This is a genomic window from Agarivorans albus (assembly GCF_019670105.1).
Classification (GTDB): Bacteria; Pseudomonadota; Gammaproteobacteria; order Enterobacterales; family Celerinatantimonadaceae; genus Agarivorans; species Agarivorans albus.
Genome location: NZ_AP023032.1, coordinates 887,626 through 909,199, shown reverse-complemented (window position 1 = coordinate 909,199; position 21,574 = coordinate 887,626). Strand labels below are relative to the sequence as shown.

Annotated in this window: 19 protein-coding genes; 5 read left to right on the top strand and 14 right to left on the bottom strand. The window is 45.5% G+C overall.

What is annotated here, in order from left to right; all coding sequences use genetic code 11:
* The first annotated feature begins 91 nt into the window (after nt 1–91).
* The gene (locus K5620_RS04280; protein WP_016400479.1) at nt 92–1,003 is read left to right on the top strand and encodes an NAD(P)H-binding protein; all 912 of its coding nucleotides are present in this window, start codon (nt 92–94) and stop codon (nt 1,001–1,003) included.
* A gap of 47 nt (nt 1,004–1,050) precedes the next feature.
* Here the strand turns inward: K5620_RS04280 and K5620_RS04275 are convergent, their stop codons facing one another.
* The 7 genes from K5620_RS04275 to K5620_RS04245 all read right to left on the bottom strand — a co-directional run bounded on the left by K5620_RS04275 (nt 1,051) and on the right by K5620_RS04245 (nt 9,347).
* Nucleotides 1,051–3,039, bottom strand: a complete 1,989-nt coding sequence (locus K5620_RS04275; protein WP_040306839.1) for an alpha-amylase family glycosyl hydrolase — start codon at nt 3,037–3,039, stop codon at nt 1,051–1,053.
* 544 nt (nt 3,040–3,583) lie between these two features.
* A complete protein-coding gene (locus K5620_RS04270) occupies nt 3,584–4,183 on the bottom strand; it encodes a HupE/UreJ family protein (protein ID WP_246612328.1) in 600 nt (199 codons plus the stop codon).
* Entirely contained in the window at nt 4,180–4,761 is a 582-nt protein-coding gene (locus K5620_RS04265) for a HupE/UreJ family protein (RefSeq protein WP_221077447.1), read from the bottom strand. Before K5620_RS04265 ends, K5620_RS04270 begins: the two co-directional genes overlap by 4 nt.
* A 90-nt stretch (nt 4,762–4,851) precedes the next feature.
* Nucleotides 4,852–5,859, bottom strand: a complete 1,008-nt coding sequence (locus K5620_RS04260) for a HupE/UreJ family protein (protein ID WP_221077446.1) — start codon at nt 5,857–5,859, stop codon at nt 4,852–4,854.
* Entirely contained in the window at nt 5,856–6,665 is an 810-nt protein-coding gene (locus tag K5620_RS04255) for a peptidyl-prolyl cis-trans isomerase (protein WP_016400484.1), read from the bottom strand. Before K5620_RS04255 ends, K5620_RS04260 begins: the two co-directional genes overlap by 4 nt.
* Nucleotides 6,666–6,729: 64 nt before the next feature.
* The gene (locus K5620_RS04250; protein ID WP_040306840.1) at nt 6,730–7,959 is read right to left on the bottom strand and encodes an arginase family protein; all 1,230 of its coding nucleotides are present in this window, start codon (nt 7,957–7,959) and stop codon (nt 6,730–6,732) included.
* Nucleotides 7,960–8,246: 287 nt separating this feature from the next.
* A complete protein-coding gene (locus K5620_RS04245; protein ID WP_016400487.1) occupies nt 8,247–9,347 on the bottom strand; it encodes a DUF3179 domain-containing (seleno)protein in 1,101 nt (366 codons plus the stop codon).
* A gap of 422 nt (nt 9,348–9,769) precedes the next feature.
* Between K5620_RS04245 and K5620_RS04240 the strand changes: the two genes are divergently transcribed.
* From K5620_RS04240 to yghU, 3 genes are all read left to right on the top strand, one after another.
* Nucleotides 9,770–10,957, top strand: a complete 1,188-nt coding sequence (locus K5620_RS04240; RefSeq protein WP_016400488.1) for an MFS transporter — start codon at nt 9,770–9,772, stop codon at nt 10,955–10,957.
* 248 nt (nt 10,958–11,205) lie between these two features.
* On the top strand, nt 11,206–11,796 hold the full coding sequence (locus K5620_RS04235) for a hypothetical protein (protein ID WP_016400490.1): 591 nt from the start codon (nt 11,206–11,208) through the stop codon (nt 11,794–11,796).
* 327 nt (nt 11,797–12,123) lie between these two features.
* Nucleotides 12,124–12,981 carry a glutathione-dependent disulfide-bond oxidoreductase gene (gene yghU, locus K5620_RS04230; protein WP_016400491.1) on the top strand — a complete coding sequence of 286 codons (858 nt, stop codon included), beginning with the start codon at nt 12,124–12,126 and terminating at the stop codon, nt 12,979–12,981.
* Nucleotides 12,982–13,084: 103 nt separating this feature from the next.
* Here the strand turns inward: yghU and K5620_RS04225 are convergent, their stop codons facing one another.
* From K5620_RS04225 to ygiD, 3 genes are all read right to left on the bottom strand, one after another.
* The gene (locus tag K5620_RS04225) at nt 13,085–13,690 is read right to left on the bottom strand and encodes a PEP-CTERM sorting domain-containing protein (protein ID WP_016400492.1); all 606 of its coding nucleotides are present in this window, start codon (nt 13,688–13,690) and stop codon (nt 13,085–13,087) included.
* Between the two features lie 356 nt (nt 13,691–14,046).
* On the bottom strand, nt 14,047–15,018 hold the full coding sequence (locus K5620_RS04220; RefSeq protein WP_016400493.1) for a glutathione S-transferase family protein: 972 nt from the start codon (nt 15,016–15,018) through the stop codon (nt 14,047–14,049).
* A 13-nt stretch (nt 15,019–15,031) separates the two neighbouring features.
* Nucleotides 15,032–15,853 (bottom strand): 4,5-DOPA-extradiol-dioxygenase, encoded by an 822-nt coding sequence (ygiD, locus tag K5620_RS04215; RefSeq protein ID WP_016400494.1) that lies wholly within the window; start codon nt 15,851–15,853, stop codon nt 15,032–15,034.
* 148 nt (nt 15,854–16,001) lie between these two features.
* On the opposite strand from ygiD, the gene K5620_RS04210 reads away from it, so the two are divergent.
* A complete protein-coding gene (locus K5620_RS04210; protein WP_016400495.1) occupies nt 16,002–16,913 on the top strand; it encodes a LysR family transcriptional regulator in 912 nt (303 codons plus the stop codon).
* A 24-nt stretch (nt 16,914–16,937) separates the two neighbouring features.
* Here the strand turns inward: K5620_RS04210 and arsB are convergent, their stop codons facing one another.
* From arsB to K5620_RS04190, 4 genes are all read right to left on the bottom strand, one after another.
* Complete coding sequence (arsB, locus tag K5620_RS04205) at nt 16,938–17,954, bottom strand: ACR3 family arsenite efflux transporter (protein WP_016400496.1); 1,017 nt, start codon at nt 17,952–17,954, stop codon at nt 16,938–16,940.
* Nucleotides 17,955–18,007: 53 nt separating this feature from the next.
* On the bottom strand, nt 18,008–18,334 hold the full coding sequence (locus tag K5620_RS04200) for a metalloregulator ArsR/SmtB family transcription factor (RefSeq protein WP_016400497.1): 327 nt from the start codon (nt 18,332–18,334) through the stop codon (nt 18,008–18,010).
* 127 nt (nt 18,335–18,461) lie between these two features.
* A complete protein-coding gene (locus tag K5620_RS04195; protein WP_016400498.1) occupies nt 18,462–19,538 on the bottom strand; it encodes a glycerol dehydrogenase in 1,077 nt (358 codons plus the stop codon).
* A gap of 10 nt (nt 19,539–19,548) precedes the next feature.
* The gene (locus tag K5620_RS04190; RefSeq protein ID WP_016400499.1) at nt 19,549–21,183 is read right to left on the bottom strand and encodes a dihydroxyacetone kinase subunit DhaK; all 1,635 of its coding nucleotides are present in this window, start codon (nt 21,181–21,183) and stop codon (nt 19,549–19,551) included.
* Between the last annotated feature and the right edge of the window lie 391 nt (nt 21,184–21,574).

The following is a 21,574-nucleotide window of genomic DNA, read 5'->3' as shown; positions in this document are numbered from 1 at the left end:
TATGCATACCCATTAGCAGATTTATGCCATTCCCTATCTGATTATGAATTATACAATTTAGTTATCAAGACAAACAAAGGAAACAGGCATCATGAAAACAGCACTAATACTGGGTATAAATGGCAACTTTGGCTTAGAGATGGCTTTAGCTTTAAGCAAGGCTGGCTGGTCGATTAAAGCGCTAGTTAGAGATCCGAATAAAGTCCCCTCATTCGTAGAGGCGAAACTGATTGTGGGCGATGCACTTAAGCAACAACAAGTAATGGTCGCTGCTCAGGGCGTAGATTTGATCGTTTACGCTTTAAATCCGCCTTACCACCGCTGGCAACAACAAGCCTTGCCACTGTTAGAGCCTTGCTTACAAGTGGCGGAGCAACTTGGCTTACGCGTTTTGTTTCCCGGTAACGTGTACAACTTTAACCCACAAGCCAGTTTGATTGACGAAAATCAAGCAATGCACCCGCCCAGTGAGAAAGGACAAGTACGGGTAAAAATGGAGCAACGTTTAAAACAAGCCAGTGAGAATGGCGCAAAAGTTACCATTGTTCGAGCCGGCGATTTTATTGGCCCACACACCCATCTAAGCTGGGTAAGCACCATGGTTAAACATAGAAAATCTCGCTACCAAGTTGCCTTTCCTCACAACCAAGAACATGTACACTTTTGGTCTTACTTGCCCGACTTATGCGCCAATACCGTCCAGCTGCTAGAACAAAGCCAAGCAGACTTTGAAGTTTGGCACGACCCAGGCCTAGCACTCAGCCGAAAAGACTGGCAACAGGCCTTTGCTAGTAATGGCACCAATATAAAAAGTACAAACCTCGCCTGGTGGGGGTTTTCGATAATTGCACCTTTTGTGCCGATGCTAAAAGAAGTATTGAAGATGCGTTATCTCTGGCAGCAACCGGTTATTTTAGATGGCAGTAAAATGCGCCAAGCCTTGCAAAAAAGCTATCAAAGCACCCCGCTTAGCCAGGTTTTACAACAACTTAAACTTAACTAGGCTCGATAAGCTTGAGCGCTAACTTAGCTGCTCAAGCTTATTAGGCATTAATCACAGCTCTCTTGTTGTTGCACCAGATATTGACGATTTTTCGGGTTAAAACTAAATAAGTAACAGCCACCACTAGCCGCCCTTAAACGGATATTTTCGCCATCAATATCGCCAATACCGTTACGACTATTATCTCCCCAGTTGCGCCCCCACAATGGCTGACCATTCACTTCAAACTTATATTGATAACGGCCTTTTTGCAGCTTTAGCTTAACTTGCCAAAGGCCGTTTTCACCTAAAGCCATTGGTAAACTGCCATCCCAGCCATTCATATCACCACGCAAATACAAACTATTTAAGGCAATGGCGCTTGGCACTAACGCCGTGGTAGGTGCAACGACCTTATCTGGATAGCTTGCCACCAAGCTTGCTTGCTGCTCTCCTAAATAGAGCACCGTTACACTCTCTGCTGGTAGTTGTTCCAGTTGATAGCTAGCAGCACCAGCCAAAGCCTCTCGGCGTTTTTGCACAGGCTCTCCTAAAACAGGCGATAAGCGATAATCTTGATGAGTACTTAAAGCGCTTACTTGCGCCATATTAAGCTGCGCTCGACTGGGGGCTTTATTGGTATTAATAAGCACCACCAGCGCCTGCTGCTGGGTGGCTAAGGCATAGGCAAACACCTTGTCGCTATGGGTATCTAAAAATTGCAACGAAGCCTCACTAATAAAGGAGTGCTCGCGGCGTATCTTAAGTAGGTGTCGATATTGGTTTAACAAGGAGTTTGGCAAGGCTAACTGCCGTTCTACATCTTGCCAATTAAACAAACCACGCAGCTGCGCATCGGGTTGATGTTCTCCCAACATACCTAGCTCATTACCATAAAAAATGAACGGCGTAGCGCTACTCAGTAACTGTAAAGCCGCGGCTTGCAACGCTTGATTAGCATTGCCCTTATATACTGTCATTGGTCTAGAAATGTAACTGTCGTGGTTACTTAAAAATGCTGCCGTTTGATAACCAGACGGATAATCTTGGGTTTGCTGCTCATGCAAGTTGCGCAAACCTTGATCATTACCGCGTTTAATCGCACCGGGAATTTGCCAAGCAAAGTCAAAATCAAAGCCCATATGAATTTGATCGTGGCCATTACCAAAGTACTTCGACACAAGTTCAGAAGGTCGCCAAGTTTCGGCGATTAGCACTTTGCCTTGCTCATAGCTGTCGGCAATGGCTCGATACTCGCGCAATATTTGGAAGGTTTCAGGCCGGTCAGCCTGTTTGCCTGGGCCGTCTTCAATTAAATAGGGAGCGCCGTCAATTCTGGCACCATCAAAACCGAAATCGAACCAATATTTTAATACTTCCTCCAGAGCTTGGCGCACTTGAGGGTTATGCAAGTTTAAATCGGCAATCTCGCTGCTTTGAAAATAACTATAAAAATAGCTATTGCCATGGGCTTTCCAAACATCTTGCCAACTGCCTCCCCCCCATGCGGCTTGCCACTGAGAAGAGGGCTGCTTGTCCCACACATACCAATCGCGCTTGTCGCCGCCATTAGCAGAGTTAATAAACCAAGGATGTTTTATCGAGGTGTAAGCCGGGACAAAATCAAACAGCACTTTTACCCCGCGGCTATGGGCCAAGTCTATCAATTGCTTAAGATCAGCCTTATCACCAAACACTGGATTAACTTGGTAATAGTCCACCACGTCATAACCATGAATATTATCTAAGGGGTCTTCGGAGCTACGTGCACTAAGGTAAAAAGGCGAAAGCAAAATGGCATCTACTTCCAGATCCTTCCCCGCATTGGCCTGGCCATCATTTAAGTAATCGAAGCGCTGAATAATGCCCTGAATGTCACCAACCTCATGCTGTTGATGAGAGGCGGCAAAAGACTTAAGCCAGATATGATAAAAACTGGCCGAGCGATACCAGTTTTGCACTTCAGCAGAATATAAGCCCTGATTCCACAGCAAACCGAGCAAGATAAAAAACAAACGTAACACCAGCCATTCCCCCACTGTAAAAACAATTAGCATAGCTTCATCTTCGGATAGTTTGGGTGAGCAAACGCTTTATTTTGAGCAAAGCCAGCAGCAATACATAAGCAAGGTTCAAGGATGGTGAAGCAGAAACTCCACCTGCCAGTACCGATAAAATGAGGCTCTTATTGAATTACCAGCTTAGGCCCAGACACCTAAAGGTTCTGCGGCTTAGCTCCTTACTGAGTCCTAACAAACTTTTGGACACAAATGAGTTAGGAATTCAGCCTTAAACATTCATACCTTCGACACCATGTATGAATCAATTGTCGCTAGATAAGTGCTAGGGTTTCAGTTTCAAGCCGGTCTTCAATCTCGATGTGCCTGCGCGTTGTAAACGCGTTCTGTATAGTGCTTGAGCCCCTTTTTGAAGCGACACCTAGTTAGTGGTACACAGGCGATATAGCCTTGGCAAGACAGCCATCATCAAGTTTATTGCTATGTTTAATGAGGACTTTACGTGCTACCAGTCGTCGCTTTAGCCGAGGGTTTTCTGAAAAAGCAGAGGCAGCGACTACGGGCCGGTTCCCTTAGTTACCCACTAAGCTGGGTAACTAAGGGATAGGGCCAACACCAAGAGTGAAGCAGCCGCGATCCAAGATCCCATGACTCTCACCGCAATTTTTTGCCATGTTAAGCTGTTGAAGTATTCAGAAATCAAAGTGGCAATGCAAAACGCAATAAATATACCAAGCCCAGTACCAATCATCGCTACCAATTTAGCGATACCAACCAAGCTTTCCTGTGGTGAGTCATATGCTACAAGAAAACCCGCGACTGCAGCCGTAGTTACGCTCAAATATCGTATAGCAGTTAGCTTACTGGCAACGAAGAGTCCCACAATCGCGCCCGCAGCTAAAAGCGTAGGCTCGAGCCCTGGTTGCACAAAAAAGCTGGCACCAACTAAGCCCGATATCAAAGCAAGCACAAAAGCTAAGACGCTCGCTTTGCTTTTTTCGATTCCTGATTGACCTGCATACAAGCCAAGCGCAATGATAAGTAGCAAATGCGCTGGTACACCAAGGGGATGCAATAACCCACCATAAAAAACGCCTGCGCCCTCAAATGGACTATGCGCTAAGGCTGGCCTTGGCAAGGAAAGTAAAAGTAATACAACCCTTCCCATTGTGGTTAAGCTCACCAAACAAGGATCCAAACACCAGCCGTAGCAATCACGCCGCCCGTCGCCTGAATGAGCACCCTTCCGGCTGGTGCACGTACAAGCTGGCCAAACACAATACCGCACAGGTGCAACAACCCCGTGGATATTACAAACCCTATGCTATACGCCAAGGGAGTCGCTGATTGTGGCAACTCTGTACCATGAGCATGCCCATGAAAAATAGCAAATATGGCAACGACGATGGCCGCAACCAGCAAGTGAGGCTTCAAGGCAAAAGCAATCATCCCCCCCAACACAACTGCTGAAGTTGCGATGCCAGTCTCCACGGCGGGGATGGGGAGGCCGATGATCCCTAAAACACCACCAAAAGCCATCACTAACGGAAATACCACAGGCAATACCCAAAGAGCTGGGGCACCGAGCAATGCTCCCCAAAGCCCAACGGCAATCATAGCCACGACATGGTCTACACCAAGAACGGGGTGCACAAAACCACTTACGAATCCGCCCCCAAAGCCGGTTACTTCATGTGCACTGGCATTAAATGACAGCAGCAACATAGCCGCGAGTATGGATAGTAATTGATTCGTTTTCATGAAATTCCTTTTATTCTTTGAAACGGATATTGATTAGACTGTGTTTTTTTAGCTCGGTTACAACAATTCTGTTTGGCAAAGCTAAGAAAGTTAAACTGGTGAACCAAGCATTGCTACCCGCGTCAAGAGCCAATAGGCTGAGAGCCCTCCAAGGCAATATACGGGTAACACTCGAATATGGTTTGGTATGGCTAGGTTTAGCTTTCGACCGAATAACGCCACCAACAATACGGTAAAGACAAAGATTAACTGGCCAAGCTCGACACCCACATTGAAAAATAATAATGCCAGTGGGATCTCACTCTGGGCTAGTCCAATCTCTGATAAAGCCCCCGCAAAGCCCAGACCATGCAGCAGACCAAAAGCAAATGCGACGACCCATGGATATCGATGAGTCAAGCCTGTTTGCCCCTCACGCGCCCGCATGATCTCGACCGCGAGAAATACGATACTTAGTGCGATACAGGTTTCAACGGGTGCCGAACGAAGGGTTAAATAATCAAAGGTAGCTAGTCCAAGGGTAATACTATGAGCCAGAGTAAAAGCTGTAATGGTTTTAACCAGGGCTGCAGATCCTCGAACGATCCAGAGCAAACCCAGTACAAACAACAGATGATCTACTCCTAGTAGGATGTGCTCAACTCCCAAAAACAAATAGCGCTGTGCTGCATCTTGCCAACTACCAGAGGTGGCCTTTAATTGCGCCATAGACAAGGTGATCGCACCGGCTTGATTTTTAAACAATCGACTGACTTGGCTACCATCTCCCCAGTAAGTGGTCACCATCAGACCATCTCGTTCCCAAGCAAGCCTAATCTCATCCCCTGCTCTCAGTGCACGCTCCGCTGAAAACTCAAAGACCTTCCACTGCCCCTGCTGACTGCCTCGTGGGTTTGCAGTAAATTCAAAGCCTTCCGGCAGCTGCGGTGACGAAAAGCGGGCCGCCATCATTGCTGGAGCATGAACTCGAAGCTGGTACTGGTTGTTAGAACCCTCGACGAGTTCAGCCTTGGACACACCAATATCGTGTGCAAATACACTTGCGGTAACAAAAAAAAGCGCAATAGCTAGCATCCATGACTGAACCGCCTGTGTCATTGAGTGCGCTCCACCACGATGCTGTAGTTCTCACGCACACTATCAAGCTCAGCATCAATTAACTTGCGGGCCTCAGCCGCTTGCCAGTCCATTGGCAGATAAGGTGCTACCTGTTCAAAAGCCGCAACTTTTGGCGGGGTTATTCCGGATCGTTTAACAAAGTGGATCCCTTGAGCTGATGAGAATGGTCCCATCCAATGGTCAGAGTCAGTCTCTACGATGTAACGAGAAGCTTGTTCGCCGAACAAAGACGCTAGTTCACTGCGGGGACTATTAATTGAAGACTGGCCATAGGTCTGAAAATAAGACTCAGACAAGGATCGAAAATCTGCCCCTTGATTGAGCTCATCGAGCAGACCAGTTGAGACACTGCTTTCATCTTTAAAATAAACATGATCGACCTGAAACTGCTCAGGGCCAGTGTAGCGTTCGAGGTTATTTTGGTAGAAATCTTTTAGTTGAGCTTCGGAGGGCTCCTTCACCTTAGCGATCATCAATCCCCTGAGTTTGAGGATCATATTGCGGCGCATGCGTGTGTCTCCTTGGTTCAATCCACGCTTGTACGCCTCTCTATAAAGGATTTCGTCTTCAATGTAGGCCGCAATTAACTGTTCAATGTCTTCATCGCTGTAAGTACGCAGCGATAGCCTTTCCTGCTGCTTGACCAAATAGTCGATACTGCTTTGGTCAACGAAGATTTGTTCCTTGCGATCACTTGCCAACAATGCATCGGCGAGAAAAATCAACCCTCCCAAAAACAGGAAATGTAACAATGGTTCTTTCAGGAAAGCGTGCTTCATGTCCATATATTGCCCTGAATCCATTCAGCGTATACAAGGCCGGATACCCGGCCTCTTGTTCGGAGAGATGTTATTGATCAGCGTGGTTGATACGTTCAGGGTCGTAATACATTGGGTCTGTTATTCCTTCTCTACGCCCCTGAATTCCGCCGAGTAGCGAACGGATTAGGCGATCCATCAGAATGCCTGTTGTTTGATGAGCATCGTCCAAAAGTGGGTTGTACTCATTAAATTCAGCAGCGACGATTTCGTTTTGAATGCCCAAAGCCCGCACCAGTTGGATCGCCTGGCCTGCCGTTAGGCCGTCAGGATCTTGCGTACCCACACCAGGTGCATATGCTGGGTCAACTCCATCCATATCAAAGGTTATGTATACCTTGCGGCCTTTGACCTCTGAAAGCAGCTTAGCTAGCACCGCATCCCACCCATTTTTCTCGATTTCAGCCTGGAAGTGAAAATTCAACTTGTTTTCACGCATCCAGTTTAGATCGTAAGCCCCCGGCGTTTGGCCGCGCAAGCCAACTTGATGGATGTCACTGCCCTTTACGACTCCCTTCTCGACAGCCAGTTTGAAAAAAGACCCATTGTGAACGAAACGACCTGCACCCGCTTTATAGGCGTCGTAGTGCGCATCTACGTGAACGATAGCCACTTCACCGGGACCATACTTCTCAGCTAGCGCTGTCATAAATCCGTAACTTTGAATATGGGTGCCAGCAATACCAACAGGAATCGCATCGGCACTTAAGATTTCACTGACAATTTTATGCACCTCATCAAGGTTGACCTGATTATCCGCCATCCAGTTAGCGGCAGCGTTACCGTAATCAACCATGACCAGCTTGCCGATATCAACACCAATAAACTGATCTGTCCCCTGAGCAGGGTACGACATGTAGTCAATCAGTGACCGCATCTGCTGGGCACCAAATCTACCGCCTGGCAACATCTGATCACCAATCGTCATACCGAACATGGCGATGTCAACTTTAGCCGCTTTTAGGTCTTCTGGTGTCTGGGCAATCGGCGCACCCAAAAAGGTCGGTATTGCCGACCAGTTCGGGCCGAAGGTATAGCGATTTGGATAGAATAATCCGGGCTCACGCTTGGCACCCATTGACTGATCCCGGCGTTCAAACAAGACATCTTTCTCGTCAGTCATCTTGAGTACCATTGGATTCTCAGGATCTTTCCATGGAGCCCACTTGTAGGGAATTCCGCCATCGCTTTCTGAAGCGGAAGTATTAAACGTAACTGCGATACCAACGGTTAATAATACGCGGGTAAGGAAAGTATTCATTCTCCATGCTCCATGCTGTTGCTGTTGCTGTTGCTGTTGCTGTTGAATAATTCTTCATAAACAAAAGCCTAGCACACGCAGGTATGGGTCGCCATCAACACATTTCCTATTATCGCTCACAATGTCCTCTTTGAGCATCTTTAACGTTCAATCAGTTACGCTAGCTCACTTTGGGGCATAAACGATTTACAACAGCCCAACACCTAAAACACAAATAACAACTTACAAGCTAATTAAAAAGCCCGCTACTTATCGGGCTTTTTTTTGATTATAGCTTAGGGCATCGGCTAGCCGTTTAAAGTAACGGTATCAGGGAACCAGTGCGACCACACCATCCAGAATAAGCCGTTATGAGTAGGTAACTGTTCTCCTTCTCCATCGACTAAGTAGGCAAAGTCATGTTCGCTATTGTATTTAATGCTTAAGGTTTGGCCGTTCACTTCAAAGGTTTCATCAGCAAAAGTTCGCGCGTCATCAATGCTAAAAGCAAACTGGAAGTCTCCACCATCGTAACCATAAATCAGCTCTTTTTGGTTGTAGCGTTTATCGTCTAGGCGCAGTGTAGGAAACGCAGCTTCATCTTCTCTCGTTTTATCAAATTGAACATCTAAAGCATCTTGAAAAGCGGTATTGATCATCTTGTCTAGTAAACGGTCATAGTGGTAAATAAACACCTGGCCATTAGGGTATAACTCACGCGCTGCAGCCCACGACATTAAAGTATTTGGAACTTGTTTTGGTTTGTGGTCGGTAAACTCCGATTCCATAGTAATTTGCTGAAGAAAAACATCGTTTTTGGTGTCTTTAAAAATCAGATTGTTATGTGTTTGAATCGATACGTTTAAGTCAGACTCGCCTAAACCGTAGTCGGCTTCAATCACTACCGGCAAATTAGACAAGCCACAAAAGGTCATGGTGTAGTCGGTGCCATCTACGTTCCAACCTGCAATATGGGGAATTTGTAAATGCTCACGCGGGAACATGCGTACGTCGTCACCAACTTGCACTACATACATTACTTGGTCATCTGGTAACACGGTATCGGCGTAACTTACGTCGTAATATTCAGCGTTATGCTGCTTTGAAGGAAACACCGTTTGAGTAGCGTAGTTACTGCACCAAATACCCAGCGCAACTAGGCCTGAACACACCGCCATTATTGAACGTGGCCAAATTTGGGCTCTTCGATTAAGCACAACTAAACCGATCATCATGAGTATATTGATTACTGCAACTAATACTCGATGCTCTAGCAGCCAAATTACTACAGCCCTGTCGGTGCCAAACTTTTGCCCCGGTTCGGTTACCCCTACTGCCGAGCCGACGCTGACAATAACAATCAATAAAGCCAAGCTATAAAAAAGTGCTTTTAAGGTTGTTCTATTCATGTGTATTACCTTTAGTTAGGAATCAAATGCCAATATCACAAGCCCACTAATTTGCTTTGCTACCGCCCCACCACGTTTACTTATCGCCGAAGGCTTAACTTGCTTGAGATTGGCTAAATTCTGGACTCCCTACTAATCTGAGAGTCCGCGCAATTAGCACCCTGCTAATTCATGCAACAAAGCTTATCGAGAGAGTTAAACAAGAGTAAGTGGCAGCAGCGGGAAGCATTATTTCGAAGAATGGAACAATAAACCCAGTAACTTACTCCGCTACTGAGTAACAACGAGTAAGACACTGTGCCAAAGCTGTCGAAATTTTTACTCTGAGTTAAATCCGACTATTCGCCCTACTTTTTCACTCTTGAGCACCTTCAAGGGTTGAACGCACAGGCGATAGTTTTTGAATAACTCTGGAGGTACAAATGAAAGAATTTAAACCCTGGTATATTGCGCAAATGTCCAATGGGGTTGTGCAATGGGTAGGCTTAGCGCTATTAGTTACACCATTGATTATTGAGCGGACAGGCAGCGGCACGTTAATGGGCTCGGTCATGTCGCTCATTGGCATTTTTGGCATTAGCGCGCCACTTATTGGCTGGCTGGCCGACAAATATTCTATTCATCGACAGCTACAAAAAGTGGCGCTGTTTTCTCATCTACTGTCGCTAATACTGCTCTACTTTGCGACAACCCAAAGCTACATGTATTTACTGGTTGGATTAAGTATTGGCATAGGCACCGTGTCTCAGCTGGTGTTAAACCCCACTTTTGTGATCAATTCTCTGCCTGCTAATCAGCATAGTAGGGGCTTAAGTCGCTTATTTCAGTTTCAGTTTTTGGGCATTGTTATCGCAGGTACATTACTAGGTTTAGTGAGCCTCTTGAATTGGACCAGCGAACAACAACTCATCTTGATGATGGCTTTAGTTAGCATTTCTATAGTCACTGTATTTATAGCTCCACCACCTAAGGTGATTTTAGACAATCAAGAGCACGAACAAGCTGATGAACTAAGCAGTAAGCCTGCTTTCTCCCATCGAGGGAAGGCAGCCTTTTGCGCTTTTTTAGCCACGATTTTTCTTTCGATGCTTACCTCTACCAATTTAATGGAAACCGGCCCGCTGATTATTAAGCAGGTATTTTCTGTAGATTTAGGCCACTCAGCTTTTGGTTTAGCAGCCTCAGCAGTTCTCACCATCGCCTTACTAGAACCTGCTGGACGTTGGGCTGAAAAAAGTGGGCCTTACGTAGTGTGGATAACCGGACTCTGTTGCTATGCGATTACTGCTATTGGTTTATGGCTGGCTGTGGGAACACAGATACCTAGCGCAATACCTGTTCTGTTGATTGTATTGCTGATGCAAGCAATCTCATGGTTTGACATGGTGATTCCCGCCATAGCTGAACAGCTAAGTCCATTTTCTCCGGCACTAACCCAAGGTGTTTTATTGTTTGCCATGTCTTTTGGTTTTGGTACTGGAGCACTTATAGCTGGCGAGCTCATCGACAGCGACGGCTTTGTAGCGGTTGTAGATTTTTGCGCTATTAGCATGCTAATTACTTTAGCCATTGCAGTGCTTACCTTAGGCCTAAAACCGCGCTCAAATTAAAGCATTTGCTATGCAAGTTAAATACGCTAACTTGCATAGCTTTAATGTAGTTATTGCTTGTATCACTAGCCAAACATCCAAACTATCAAGTCTTATGTTTCGCAAAATGCAAACTGAGAATAATCTTTCTTTTTCAACTAACCATGTTAAACAAAAAACCGTCTAAGTATATGTAAGTAAACCTTTAAAAATTTTTGGCTTAATCCCTGCTTAGTGGTTACTGCATCCAATAAACATAGGGAATAGTTATGAATAGACTGTTAGGTATATTTGCAGTAGGCGCGATGTTGCTGGCTTCAAATTTAGCCTCTGCAACCATTATCGGCGATGAGGTGTATTTATCCTGCCAGCAAAGTTCTGGATCTGCACACCAACTGTGTGAGGGTAATGGCGCATTAGCGGCTACCGTAAGTGATGAAATTGAATACCCAGATTATTTCAATTTCGAAAACTCACTAAGCATCGATGTTCTAGCCAACGCACTAAGGGTTGATTTTGATAATGGTCCTTACTGCGGATGGTTTACCTGCGATGGACAGGGCTTATTAAGCTTTGTGCTGTCCGATCTCGATTGGCTAGGTACGCCCAATAAAATGCTCACTGGTCTTGATGTAAGTACCAATATGACAGGGGTACAAACCGACTTTACCGCAGACAGTGTTTCTTTTGCGTTACCTGAAACCTCGGTAACCAGCGATATGTTCCTGCAAATAGATTTTTTAACTAATGCCCCAGCCAGCGTTATTGAGCCAAGCAGCCTTATGGTTTTCGCTTTAGCCGTATTTGGTTTAGCTGCTAGAAAGCTTAGAAATAGCAAACTGAGAAGCAATACTCAGTAATCTCGAATAGACTACATTGCCAGCTTCTGTAGCGGTATCATGCAACACCTGTTGGCATTAGTAGTCTGTTAAACATTATCCGCCGAGTGACCCCAATAGCTCGGCTTTTTTCTCCTTTCTGAACTTAAAATCATTTGCTACTGCTAGTCGTTTCCACCTAAAGTGTAACAACACAGCTAGGTATAGATTCTCGATAATAAGGAGACTTGTTGTGGCTGAATTTTTTTGTTGCTTTAAGCGTTCAAATTAAAACAACCACAACGGTTTTATGTAGCAAAACCATCCCTATATCCATATAGGTAGCACCTAAACAGATAAGGAAACACAATGACAAACCAATACACGCCACCAAAAGTTTGGACTATGGACAGCGAAAGTGGTGGTCAGTGGGCAAGCATTAATCGGCCCGATTCTGGCGCACGGCATGAGAAAACCCTTGCTGTGGGCGCCAACCCTTTACAGTTGCATTCGTTAGCTACGCCAAATGGGCAAAAAGTAACGATAATGCTGGAAGAGTTGCTGGCACTAGGCGTTAAAGAGGCAGAGTACGACGCCTACTTAATTAACATTGGTGAAGGCGACCAATTTTCCTCTGGCTTTGTGGATATTAATCCTAATTCTAAGATTCCGGCTTTAAGCGACCATTCTAGTGACACTCCTATTCGGGTATTTGAGTCGGGGGCTATTTTGCTCTACTTGGCCGAAAAGTTTGGCCACCTGCTGCCTAAAGACCTCGTCACTCGTACCGAAACCATGAACTGGCTATTTTGGCTACAAGGTTCTGCTCCGTATTTAGGTGGTGGCTTTGGACATTTTTATGCGTACGCACCAGAAAAATACGAATACCCTATTAACCGCTTCACCATGGAAACCAAACGTCAGCTCGATGTATTAGATAAACGCCTCGCCAATAATCAGTATTTAGGTGGCAGCGAATATAGCATCGCAGATATTGCTACCTGGCCTTGGTATGGCAACGTTGTGCTTAACACGGTGTATGAAGCCGCAGAGTTTTTAGACGCTGCAAGCTACACCAACGTAATGCGCTGGGCTAAAGAAATAGAGCAACGCCCTACTGTGCAACGTGGCCGTATTGTTAATCGGGTATGGGGCGAAGAATGGGAGCAATTAGCCGAGCGCCACAGCGCCGCAGATATTGATGCGGTATTAAGTAAAAAGCCTTAGGCTCAATTACCCACTAAAAAAGCACCCTAGGGTGCTTTTTCTGTTACCGAGATAAAACTGGCTTAATAATCTAGCGCCCATGCAAGAGCACTCGCATTGCCAATTAAGCTTTACGTTTACGGGAAACACCAAGGCCACATAGTGCTAAACCTAGCATCAGTATTGAAGCAGGTTCAGGCACTGTTACTGCCCCTACGATCGACACCTCAGAACCAAAACCAGCTACGTTAGTTGGAGCGTAAGTACCAAAACGCTGGCTACCGTCAGAAAAAATAGCTAAGGCCGTCGCGCCAAAAAACTGATCGCCATTCAAACCAACTGCATCGGGATCACTTAAGAAATCAGTATCGACACCAAAGGTAAAAAACTCACCCGCATCAAAGTCAGTAAACGAGATGGTTAAAATGCTCGAGCCATTCAAGGCATTGTTGGTAGGGAAAATATGACCTACAGAAGAAGAGGCTCCTAATGTAAGTGGGCTGCTGCTCAAACCAGGGCTCGTATCGGTTGAGTCAAAGAAAGCACCAATTGGGCTTAAGTCCCAAGTTATCGAGGTGATTTTCTCACCCTCTGTAGAATCATTAAAAAACTGAAAAGCATTGTTGCTAGAAAAGGTGGTCCCCTCAATGATCAATCCGCTTGAAATTGGGGTGGCTTGTGCTGCAGTGCTAAATAAAAGCACGCTGATTAAACTAATTAACTTTTTCAAAGTCTGTCCTTAAGTTTTGAAAGTGGAAGTTAGTTGACTAAATTGTCACTCTGGCATCCATAAGCACAAATTAGACCAGTCCAGTAACCAGTTGATATTTATAAAAATATTTTATTACGAAGATTACATTAAGTTCCAAGATGTAAAATAAACTGACAGTTATATCAAATATAATCACTTTAAGTTCATAAGCTTAACTAAATTATTTAGGCCTAAGTCGCTAAAACAGGCTATTTGTTTGCAACAGCTTACTAACTACAAGTTTTCGCTATTTACCTAAAGTATTAAAGCCCAGTGCACTTGGGTAAACTTGCTGCAAGATAGCCTATTTAACAACAAAATCTAGCTTGTCATATTCAACTAAGCACTTCAGCCTTTAGGGCATCAATATGCGCAGGCCCTATTGGCCGCACGCCAGAAGGATTTAAAGCCTTAATCGAATAATATCCGCGAGTAATATGGTCAATACTCACCGTCTCAGCCACACCAGGTATGGCTAGTATTCGCTGCATGTACGCTGATAACTTGGAGTAATCGGCAACTTGTTTGCGATTAGTTTTAAAGAGGCCGTAATAGGCGACATCGAAACGTATTAACGTTACAAAGGTGCGAATGTCCGTTTCGGTAAGCGTGTCCCCGATTAAATATTGTTGCTTTGCTAGCATTTGCTCCAGTTCCTCTAATACTTCAAATACCCCGTTTACCGCTTCTTGGTAAGCAGCTTGCGACTGAGTAAAGCCTGCTTTATAAACGCCGTTATTAAACTGGTGATAAATTCGCGTATTTAGGGCATCAATTTCTTCACTATGTTGCTCTGGATAAAGCCGAATTTTAGAGGGTACTAACTCCTCAAACGCACTATCGAACATGCGCAGAATCTCAGCACTTTCGTTATTCACTATCACATTTTTCTGCATGTCCCAGAGCACTGGCACGGTAGCTCTTCCGGTAAAGTTAGGATCAGCCTGCGTATAAATTTGGTGTAGGTAATTAGCAGAGAACAACGGGTCTTGATCTGCACCTTGGTAGCCGCCAAAACGCCAACCTTGCGGGGTTAAACTAGGGTTAAGCACCGTAACAGGGATTAGCGCTTCTAAGCCTTTTAGCTTACGTGCAATCAGTGTCCGTGATGCCCAAGGGCAAATTAAAGCCACGTATAATCTGTAACGCCCTGCTTCGGCTTTAAAGCCACCCTCACCTGTTGGACCAGGGCTGCCGTCGGCGGTGATCCAATGGCGGAATCCGGAAGTTTGCCTTACAAAACGCCCTTGTTCATCCACTTTTTGTAAAGGCTGCCAGTCTTCCGTCCATACTCCATTTACTAACATAAGTGACTCCTGTTTAAACTTGATGAAAAACAAATGAGCGCATGGATAATGCGCCAAGATCAAAACCTTCGCTTACCATGCTTAGGTAATCGTTATTGTTAGCTGCGCCGGCAACCACAATAGCCGGTATATAGTGCTCTAAACTTGGGTTAGCCATGCGCATTAAACCGCCCATGACTGCTGGGTTGACTAAGTCAGAAAAATTTCGTTGCGCTAAGCGTTTAGCAAAAAAGGCATCAAACTCTTCTGCCCAGTCATAAGGTTGGGAGCTGTGCTTTAGCGCCGCTAGATTATGTACAACATTGCCCGAGCCAATAATCATCACGCCTTCGCGACGCAGCACTGACAAGCTGCGGCCTAGGGCGAAATGCCAACTCAAGTTTTGTGATACATCGATAGAGAGCTGAAATACCGGAACATCCGCTGCTGGATACATCCATTTCAATACCGACCAAGCGCCATGATCAAGCCCCCAACTGCTATCGGTTTGAAGTTGATGATCACTTAACAGTTCAGTAAGCTGCTGCGCCAACAAGGGGTTACCACTGGCTGGATAGCGCTCGGCAAATAAAGCCTCTGGAAAGCCGTAAAAATCGTGAATGGTTTGAGGCTTGGCGGAACTATCTACTAGGCTTACACCGGGTGTCATCCAGTGAGCGGAAACCATCAATATTGCCTGCGGCCTAATTAAAGTTTGACCAAGCTGCGACCAACTTTGGGTAAAGCGATTTTCCTCTAGGGCATTCATAGGATTGCCATGGCCAATAAACACCACCGGCATGGGCGGCGTTGTAGCATTCGCGCCAAGAATATTTAAGCCTTGCTGAGTCGCCATCTCGCCTCTTTCTCCCTTCGGCCCAGTGCCGTTTGGCCTGAGCGAAGCATTAAACGGTAATGCAGCAATTATCAGCCTAAGAGATTCACCTCACAATGGAGAAGATATAGAATGACTATCTCCAATTTGTTCTTAATGGGTAATTAGCATGGACTTGATTGACGGCTTAAAGGCATTTGTTGCTACAGCGCAAACCGGTTCATTTACCGAAGCAGCAAAACGCTTAGGTGTATCCAACCGACTCACCTCAAAATACGTAGCGGAATTAGAAACCAAGCTTGGCGCTCGCCTGTTGCAACGCACTACAAGAAAAGTGGGGCTTACACCTTCGGGTCAGCAGCTACTTAATCGGGCCCCCGCCCTGTTGAACGAATTTGATGATTTGCTGGCGAACATTAATGAGGAAGCCACAAGCTTACACGGTACGTTGCGCATCGCTGCACCAGTGACTCTTGGCGAAATCTACATACAAGGTTTAGTGAGCCGTTTCGCCGCTATCCATCCTGAGCTAAGCATCGACTTGCGTTTAAGCGATCAGCATGTAGATCTGGCAAGCGATGGTTTCGACCTCGCTTTTCGCGTTGGCACTCCCGACGTTTCTACTTTAAAAGCACGTAAGCTATTTGAATTTACCAGCCACTTGGTGGCATCACCCGGCTACTTAAAGCTTAAAGGCACTCCGCTTAGCCCCGGTGACTTAGATACTCACACTTGCATCATCGACACCAATAGGCGCAATGCCAATCGTTGGGTCTCTCAGCAAAACGGCCAAGAATATACCTTTCACCCCACTAGAAACTTGATGGTGAATAGTGCCAATATTGCTCGGGATTGGGCAGCAGAGGGCTGCGGTGTGGCGCTATGTCCCAACTTCGTTTTACATAAACAGTTGAGTGAAGGAAAACTGGTGCGGCTGCTGGAAGACTATCAACTGCCAATGCATCCTCTGTATGCCGTTTACCTAGAAGGCAATGTGCTGCCTCGTAAGGTAAGGGCGCTGATAGATTTTGCGCTTGAAGATGTGCAGAACAACGATATTGTCACCCTCCCCGCGGCTTAGCGCAGAGAGAGTAACTATTTTAGATTAACTAAACCAATGGCGAGTGCGATTGGCAAACCATACCAAAGAGAGCATTACTGGCACTTCAACCAATACACCAACTACGGTGGCTAGCGCAGCACCAGAGTGCAAACCAAATAGCGATATGGCAACCGCTACTGCTAGCTCGAAAAAGTTAGAGGTGCCAATCATGCAAGCTGGGGCAGCAATGTTATGTGGCAAACGCATGCGCTTGGCTAACCAATAAGCCAGCGCAAAAATGCCATAGGTTTGAATAAGCAAAGGAATAGCGATAAGAACAATGGCTTCAGGCTTGGCTAATATTGTTTCCGATTGAAAGCCAAACAACAACACTACAGTGGCCAGCAAACCAATAATCGACCAAGGCTTCATAGTGGCCAAAAACTGATTTAGCCGTGAGTGGTCATTGCTTTTATCTAGCTTTTTACGGGTAATAGCCCCTGCTATTAGTGGTACGACAACGTACAATACCACCGACAATAGCAAGGTATTCCAAGGTACTGTGATATCACTCACCCCAAGCAAAAAGCCGGCTATTGGCGCAAAGGCAAAGATCATAATTACGTCGTTAATCGAAACCTGCACTAAGGTATAATTAGCGTCGCCTTTGGTCAGCTGGCTCCATACAAATACCATCGCGGTACACGGTGCTACGCCAAGCAAGATCATGCCAGCGATATATTCAGTCGCGGTGCTTGGGTCTACCCAATCGGCAAATATACCTTTAAAAAACAACCAGCCTAGCAACGCCATGCTAAAGGGTTTAATCAGCCAATTAATCACAATGGTAAGCAGCAAACCTTTTGGTTTTTTACCCACATCTTTAATCGATGAGAAATCAATTTGCACCATCATCGGGTAAATCATTAGCCAAATAAGTAAGGCAATCACCAAATTAACATGTGCAAACTCAAGGCCAGCCACTACCGCAAATACCTCGGGCACTAGGCTGCCCGCAGCAATGCCAACAACAATGGCTAAACCTACCCATACTGTTAAATATCGTTCAAATAATCCCATTTTGTTACCTTCTTCCCCAGCTAGCTGTGAGGGTGAGTTCTGTGATCAATCCACTAGCAAAGCTGTTGTTTATTCGCTTCAAAGCGCGCTAACTCTGCTTGGTAGTAGTCTTTGTTATTGGCTTGAGTCTCGCGCAACACCCGTTCGGCCCAGCTTGGTAATTCAGGGTGTAATTGGTAATACACCCACTTACCGCGCCGCTGATCGAGCAATACTTGGCATTTGCGTAACTGCGCTAAATGGCGAGAAGTCTTTGGTTGGTCGAGCTGCAAAGCTTGCATCAAATCACAGACACAAGCCTCACCAGCCTCGGCAATAATCATCAAGGCTTTTAGGCGAACATCATCAGCGAGGCATTTATAAAATAATTGAGGGTTCATCGTTCATATGCATTAATTTACATATGTAATATTTTGCATATGTTTGTTTTTTTGTCAACGTTAAAACAAAAAAACCGAGCCTAGTGGCTCGGTAAAAACAACTAAAGTTGTGCTTAAATAGTTGGAGTTAACTACCCAATTGATGGGCAGTTAATATTGCCGACAGTACCGATTGAGCGGTAACAGGGAACGGCATGTTGTGAATGGTTTCGCCCTCTGCGCACGATACTTCGGCTACATTAAGCAACTTATCGCGATCAATCTCTTTAACTCCCATATCGTGCAGGTTAGTAGGCAAACCAATTGATTTACAGAACGCAATCACCTGATTAATTTCCTCTAAAGGTGCATTCTCCAACACCAATTGAGTGAGCGTACCAAAAGCAACCTTTTCACCATGTAGTAAATGGTGACACTCTTCAAGCTTGGTTAAACCATTATGAATAGCGTGCGCTGCAGCTAAACCTGAGCTTTCAAAGCCAATGCCACTTAAATAGGTATTGGCTTCAATAATGTTTTCGACGGCTTTAGTGCTTACCTTGTTCTCTACGGCCACTTTGGCTTTCAGGCCATCGGCCATTAAAGTTTCAAAACACAACTTAGCCAAAGCTTGTGCAGCGCGGGTTGGCGCGCCGCCTGCCATGGTTGTTTTACCCGAGGTCATATTGGCGCGCGCTTCAAACCAGGTAGACAAGGCATCGCCCATGCCGGCAACAATTAAGCGCACTGGTGCTGCGGCAATAATAGCGGTGTCCATAATCACCATATTGGGATTAGAAGGGAATAGTAAGTACTCGCTAAACTCACCTTCTGGGGTGTAAATAACCGCTAAAGCACTGGTCGGTGCGTCGGTAGAAGCAATGGTTGGCACAATCACCACTGGCAACTTGCAATAATAAGCAACAGCCTTAGCGGTATCTAGCGTTTTACCGCCACCAATACCAATAATCACGTCCGCTTTTACCGAATCAGTTTTGTCGATTAAGCGGTTAATTTCTTCTCGCGAGCATTCGCCATTAAAAGTATCAAATTCAACAAGCTGTTCTTTAAAACTCGCTTCAACAGTGCCTTTGGTTAAGCCCATTACAAAATCATCGGCAATCACCAATGGCTGCATACCATAAGTAGCAACATACTCACCAATATTAGCTAATGCTCCTTCGCCCTGAATGTATTTGCTAGGTGAAATAATAATCTTGTCCATGTTCATCTCCCTACTTCGATAATGATTCAAATACTTTTTCAACAGCGAATGCACCAGGGTCTTTTACCCCATTTAAGGTGTCGCTGTTTAAATAAGACGAGCGCCCAGCGTTTGCTTTAGTCATCGTTAGCGTGCTCTCTGCCCCTGCTTTAGCCGCCAGTACTCCCGCAGCAAAACCGTCTTTCTTCCAGGCTTCAAAAGCCGGGAATAAAGCATCGATCATGGTTCTATCGCCTACTGCAGCGCCGCCGTAATGCATCATTCTGGCTAAGCCAGCTTGCAGGGCAGCGACTAAATCATCACTGCCAGCTAACTCTCGACCAGCAGCGGTAAAGAAGATAGACAGCAATACACCCGATGAGCCGCCCATTACCGTAGTTAACTGTTGGCCAATCAAGGTCATCAGCAGTGCAGGCTCGTTTAAAGGCAATTGATTAGCGTCTAATTCGGCAAGCACCTTACGTGCGCCAGAGGCAAAGGTTGAACCGGTATCTCCATCGCCCACGATGGCATCGAGGTGGTTTAGTGCACTTTCGTTATCGATAATGGTGTTACACGCAGTGCGTAAAGCGCTGGCCACTTCATCATTTTGCGAAGCCGCAAATTTAACGGTCGAAGACTGTGACTCACAGGGAGTGAACGCTAAAGGCTGCTTAGTGCTAACGCCAGGCCATGCACTTGTTTGGCTATCAGCAAACAAGGCGGCACGTTTAAGCTCGTCTAGCTTTAACATTGAGATCGAGAAGCCTTTCATATCGATGGCGGTCATCAACGGTGCCGGGCCAATAAAATATTCGGCATTTTCACCCAGCGCAGACTCAACAACATCTTTTGCTACTACGTTCATCTCAATAGGTGATAGGCCGCCTAAGTTGTTAATCAGCACAGCATGGCTGTTGCTAGGGCAAGCGGTTAATAGCTTATCCGCCATTATGCGCACCAACTCTTTACACTGGCTTAGGTCGATAGTTTCTATGCCTGCTTCACCATGAATCCCCAAACCTAACTCAGCTTTACCTTTGGCAATGCGCTCTTCACTGTTATCACTTGGTAAGGTACAACTCTGTAAGGCAATGCCAATGCTTGCCGTTGCATCAATGGTGTCTTGTGCGGCTTTGGTTACGGCGGCTAGATCTTCGCCTTGCTCGGCGACATAACCGGCAACTTTATGCACAAATAAAGTGCCAGCAATACCACGAGGTTTAGGGTTATCCGGAATGGAGATATCATCGCTTACAATTACCATCTCTACCTTGCGGCCCATTTCTTTGGCTTTCTCGCAAGCAAGCCCAAAGTTAAGTCGATCGCCAGTATAATTCTTAATAATCACCAAGCAGCCAGCGTCGCCGGTAACATGCAATATTGCGTTAAGCACTGCGTCTACACTTGGGGCGGCAAACAAATCACCACACACCGCTGCGGTTAACATGCCCTTGCCAACAAAACCGGCATGAGCAGGTTCGTGGCCCGAGCCACCGCCACATATAATTGCCACTTTGTCTTTACGCCAATCTGATCGGGCAATAACTTTAATGTCATTGCCAAAATCTAAGCGGCTAAGGTTATTGTGTTGTTGGGTATATAAGGTTCCATCAATCGAGTCATTTACCCACGATTCTCTGTCATTAATCACTAAATCGGCCATGTAAAAAAACCTCCGTTATTTACTGCTAGTTACTAACTTCTTTAATGCCTTTGCTAGTGCCTTGTTGTTTAATCCGCGTTTCTTATTGTGCTTACACTGTGCAACAAAGCATGCGTAGCAAAACCCACCTCGTTGACTTTTATAGCCATGAACACGGAAATGGAAACGTTTACACACAAAAACAAGAAAACACTGTATTTAGCTTTTAAGGCATAGTGGAGCAAGTAATGAAGAAGCCGCTGCTAAAACACCACAACTGCTAAGCAGTGCGTTAATAACAGTGGAAACTCTATAACAGCTACATTTGGGGTTTAAAAACCAACCAATTGGCAGTGCAACATTTCTGATGTTAATGTGTTCCTCTATAAAAAATAAATCAAGAGAACAAGTG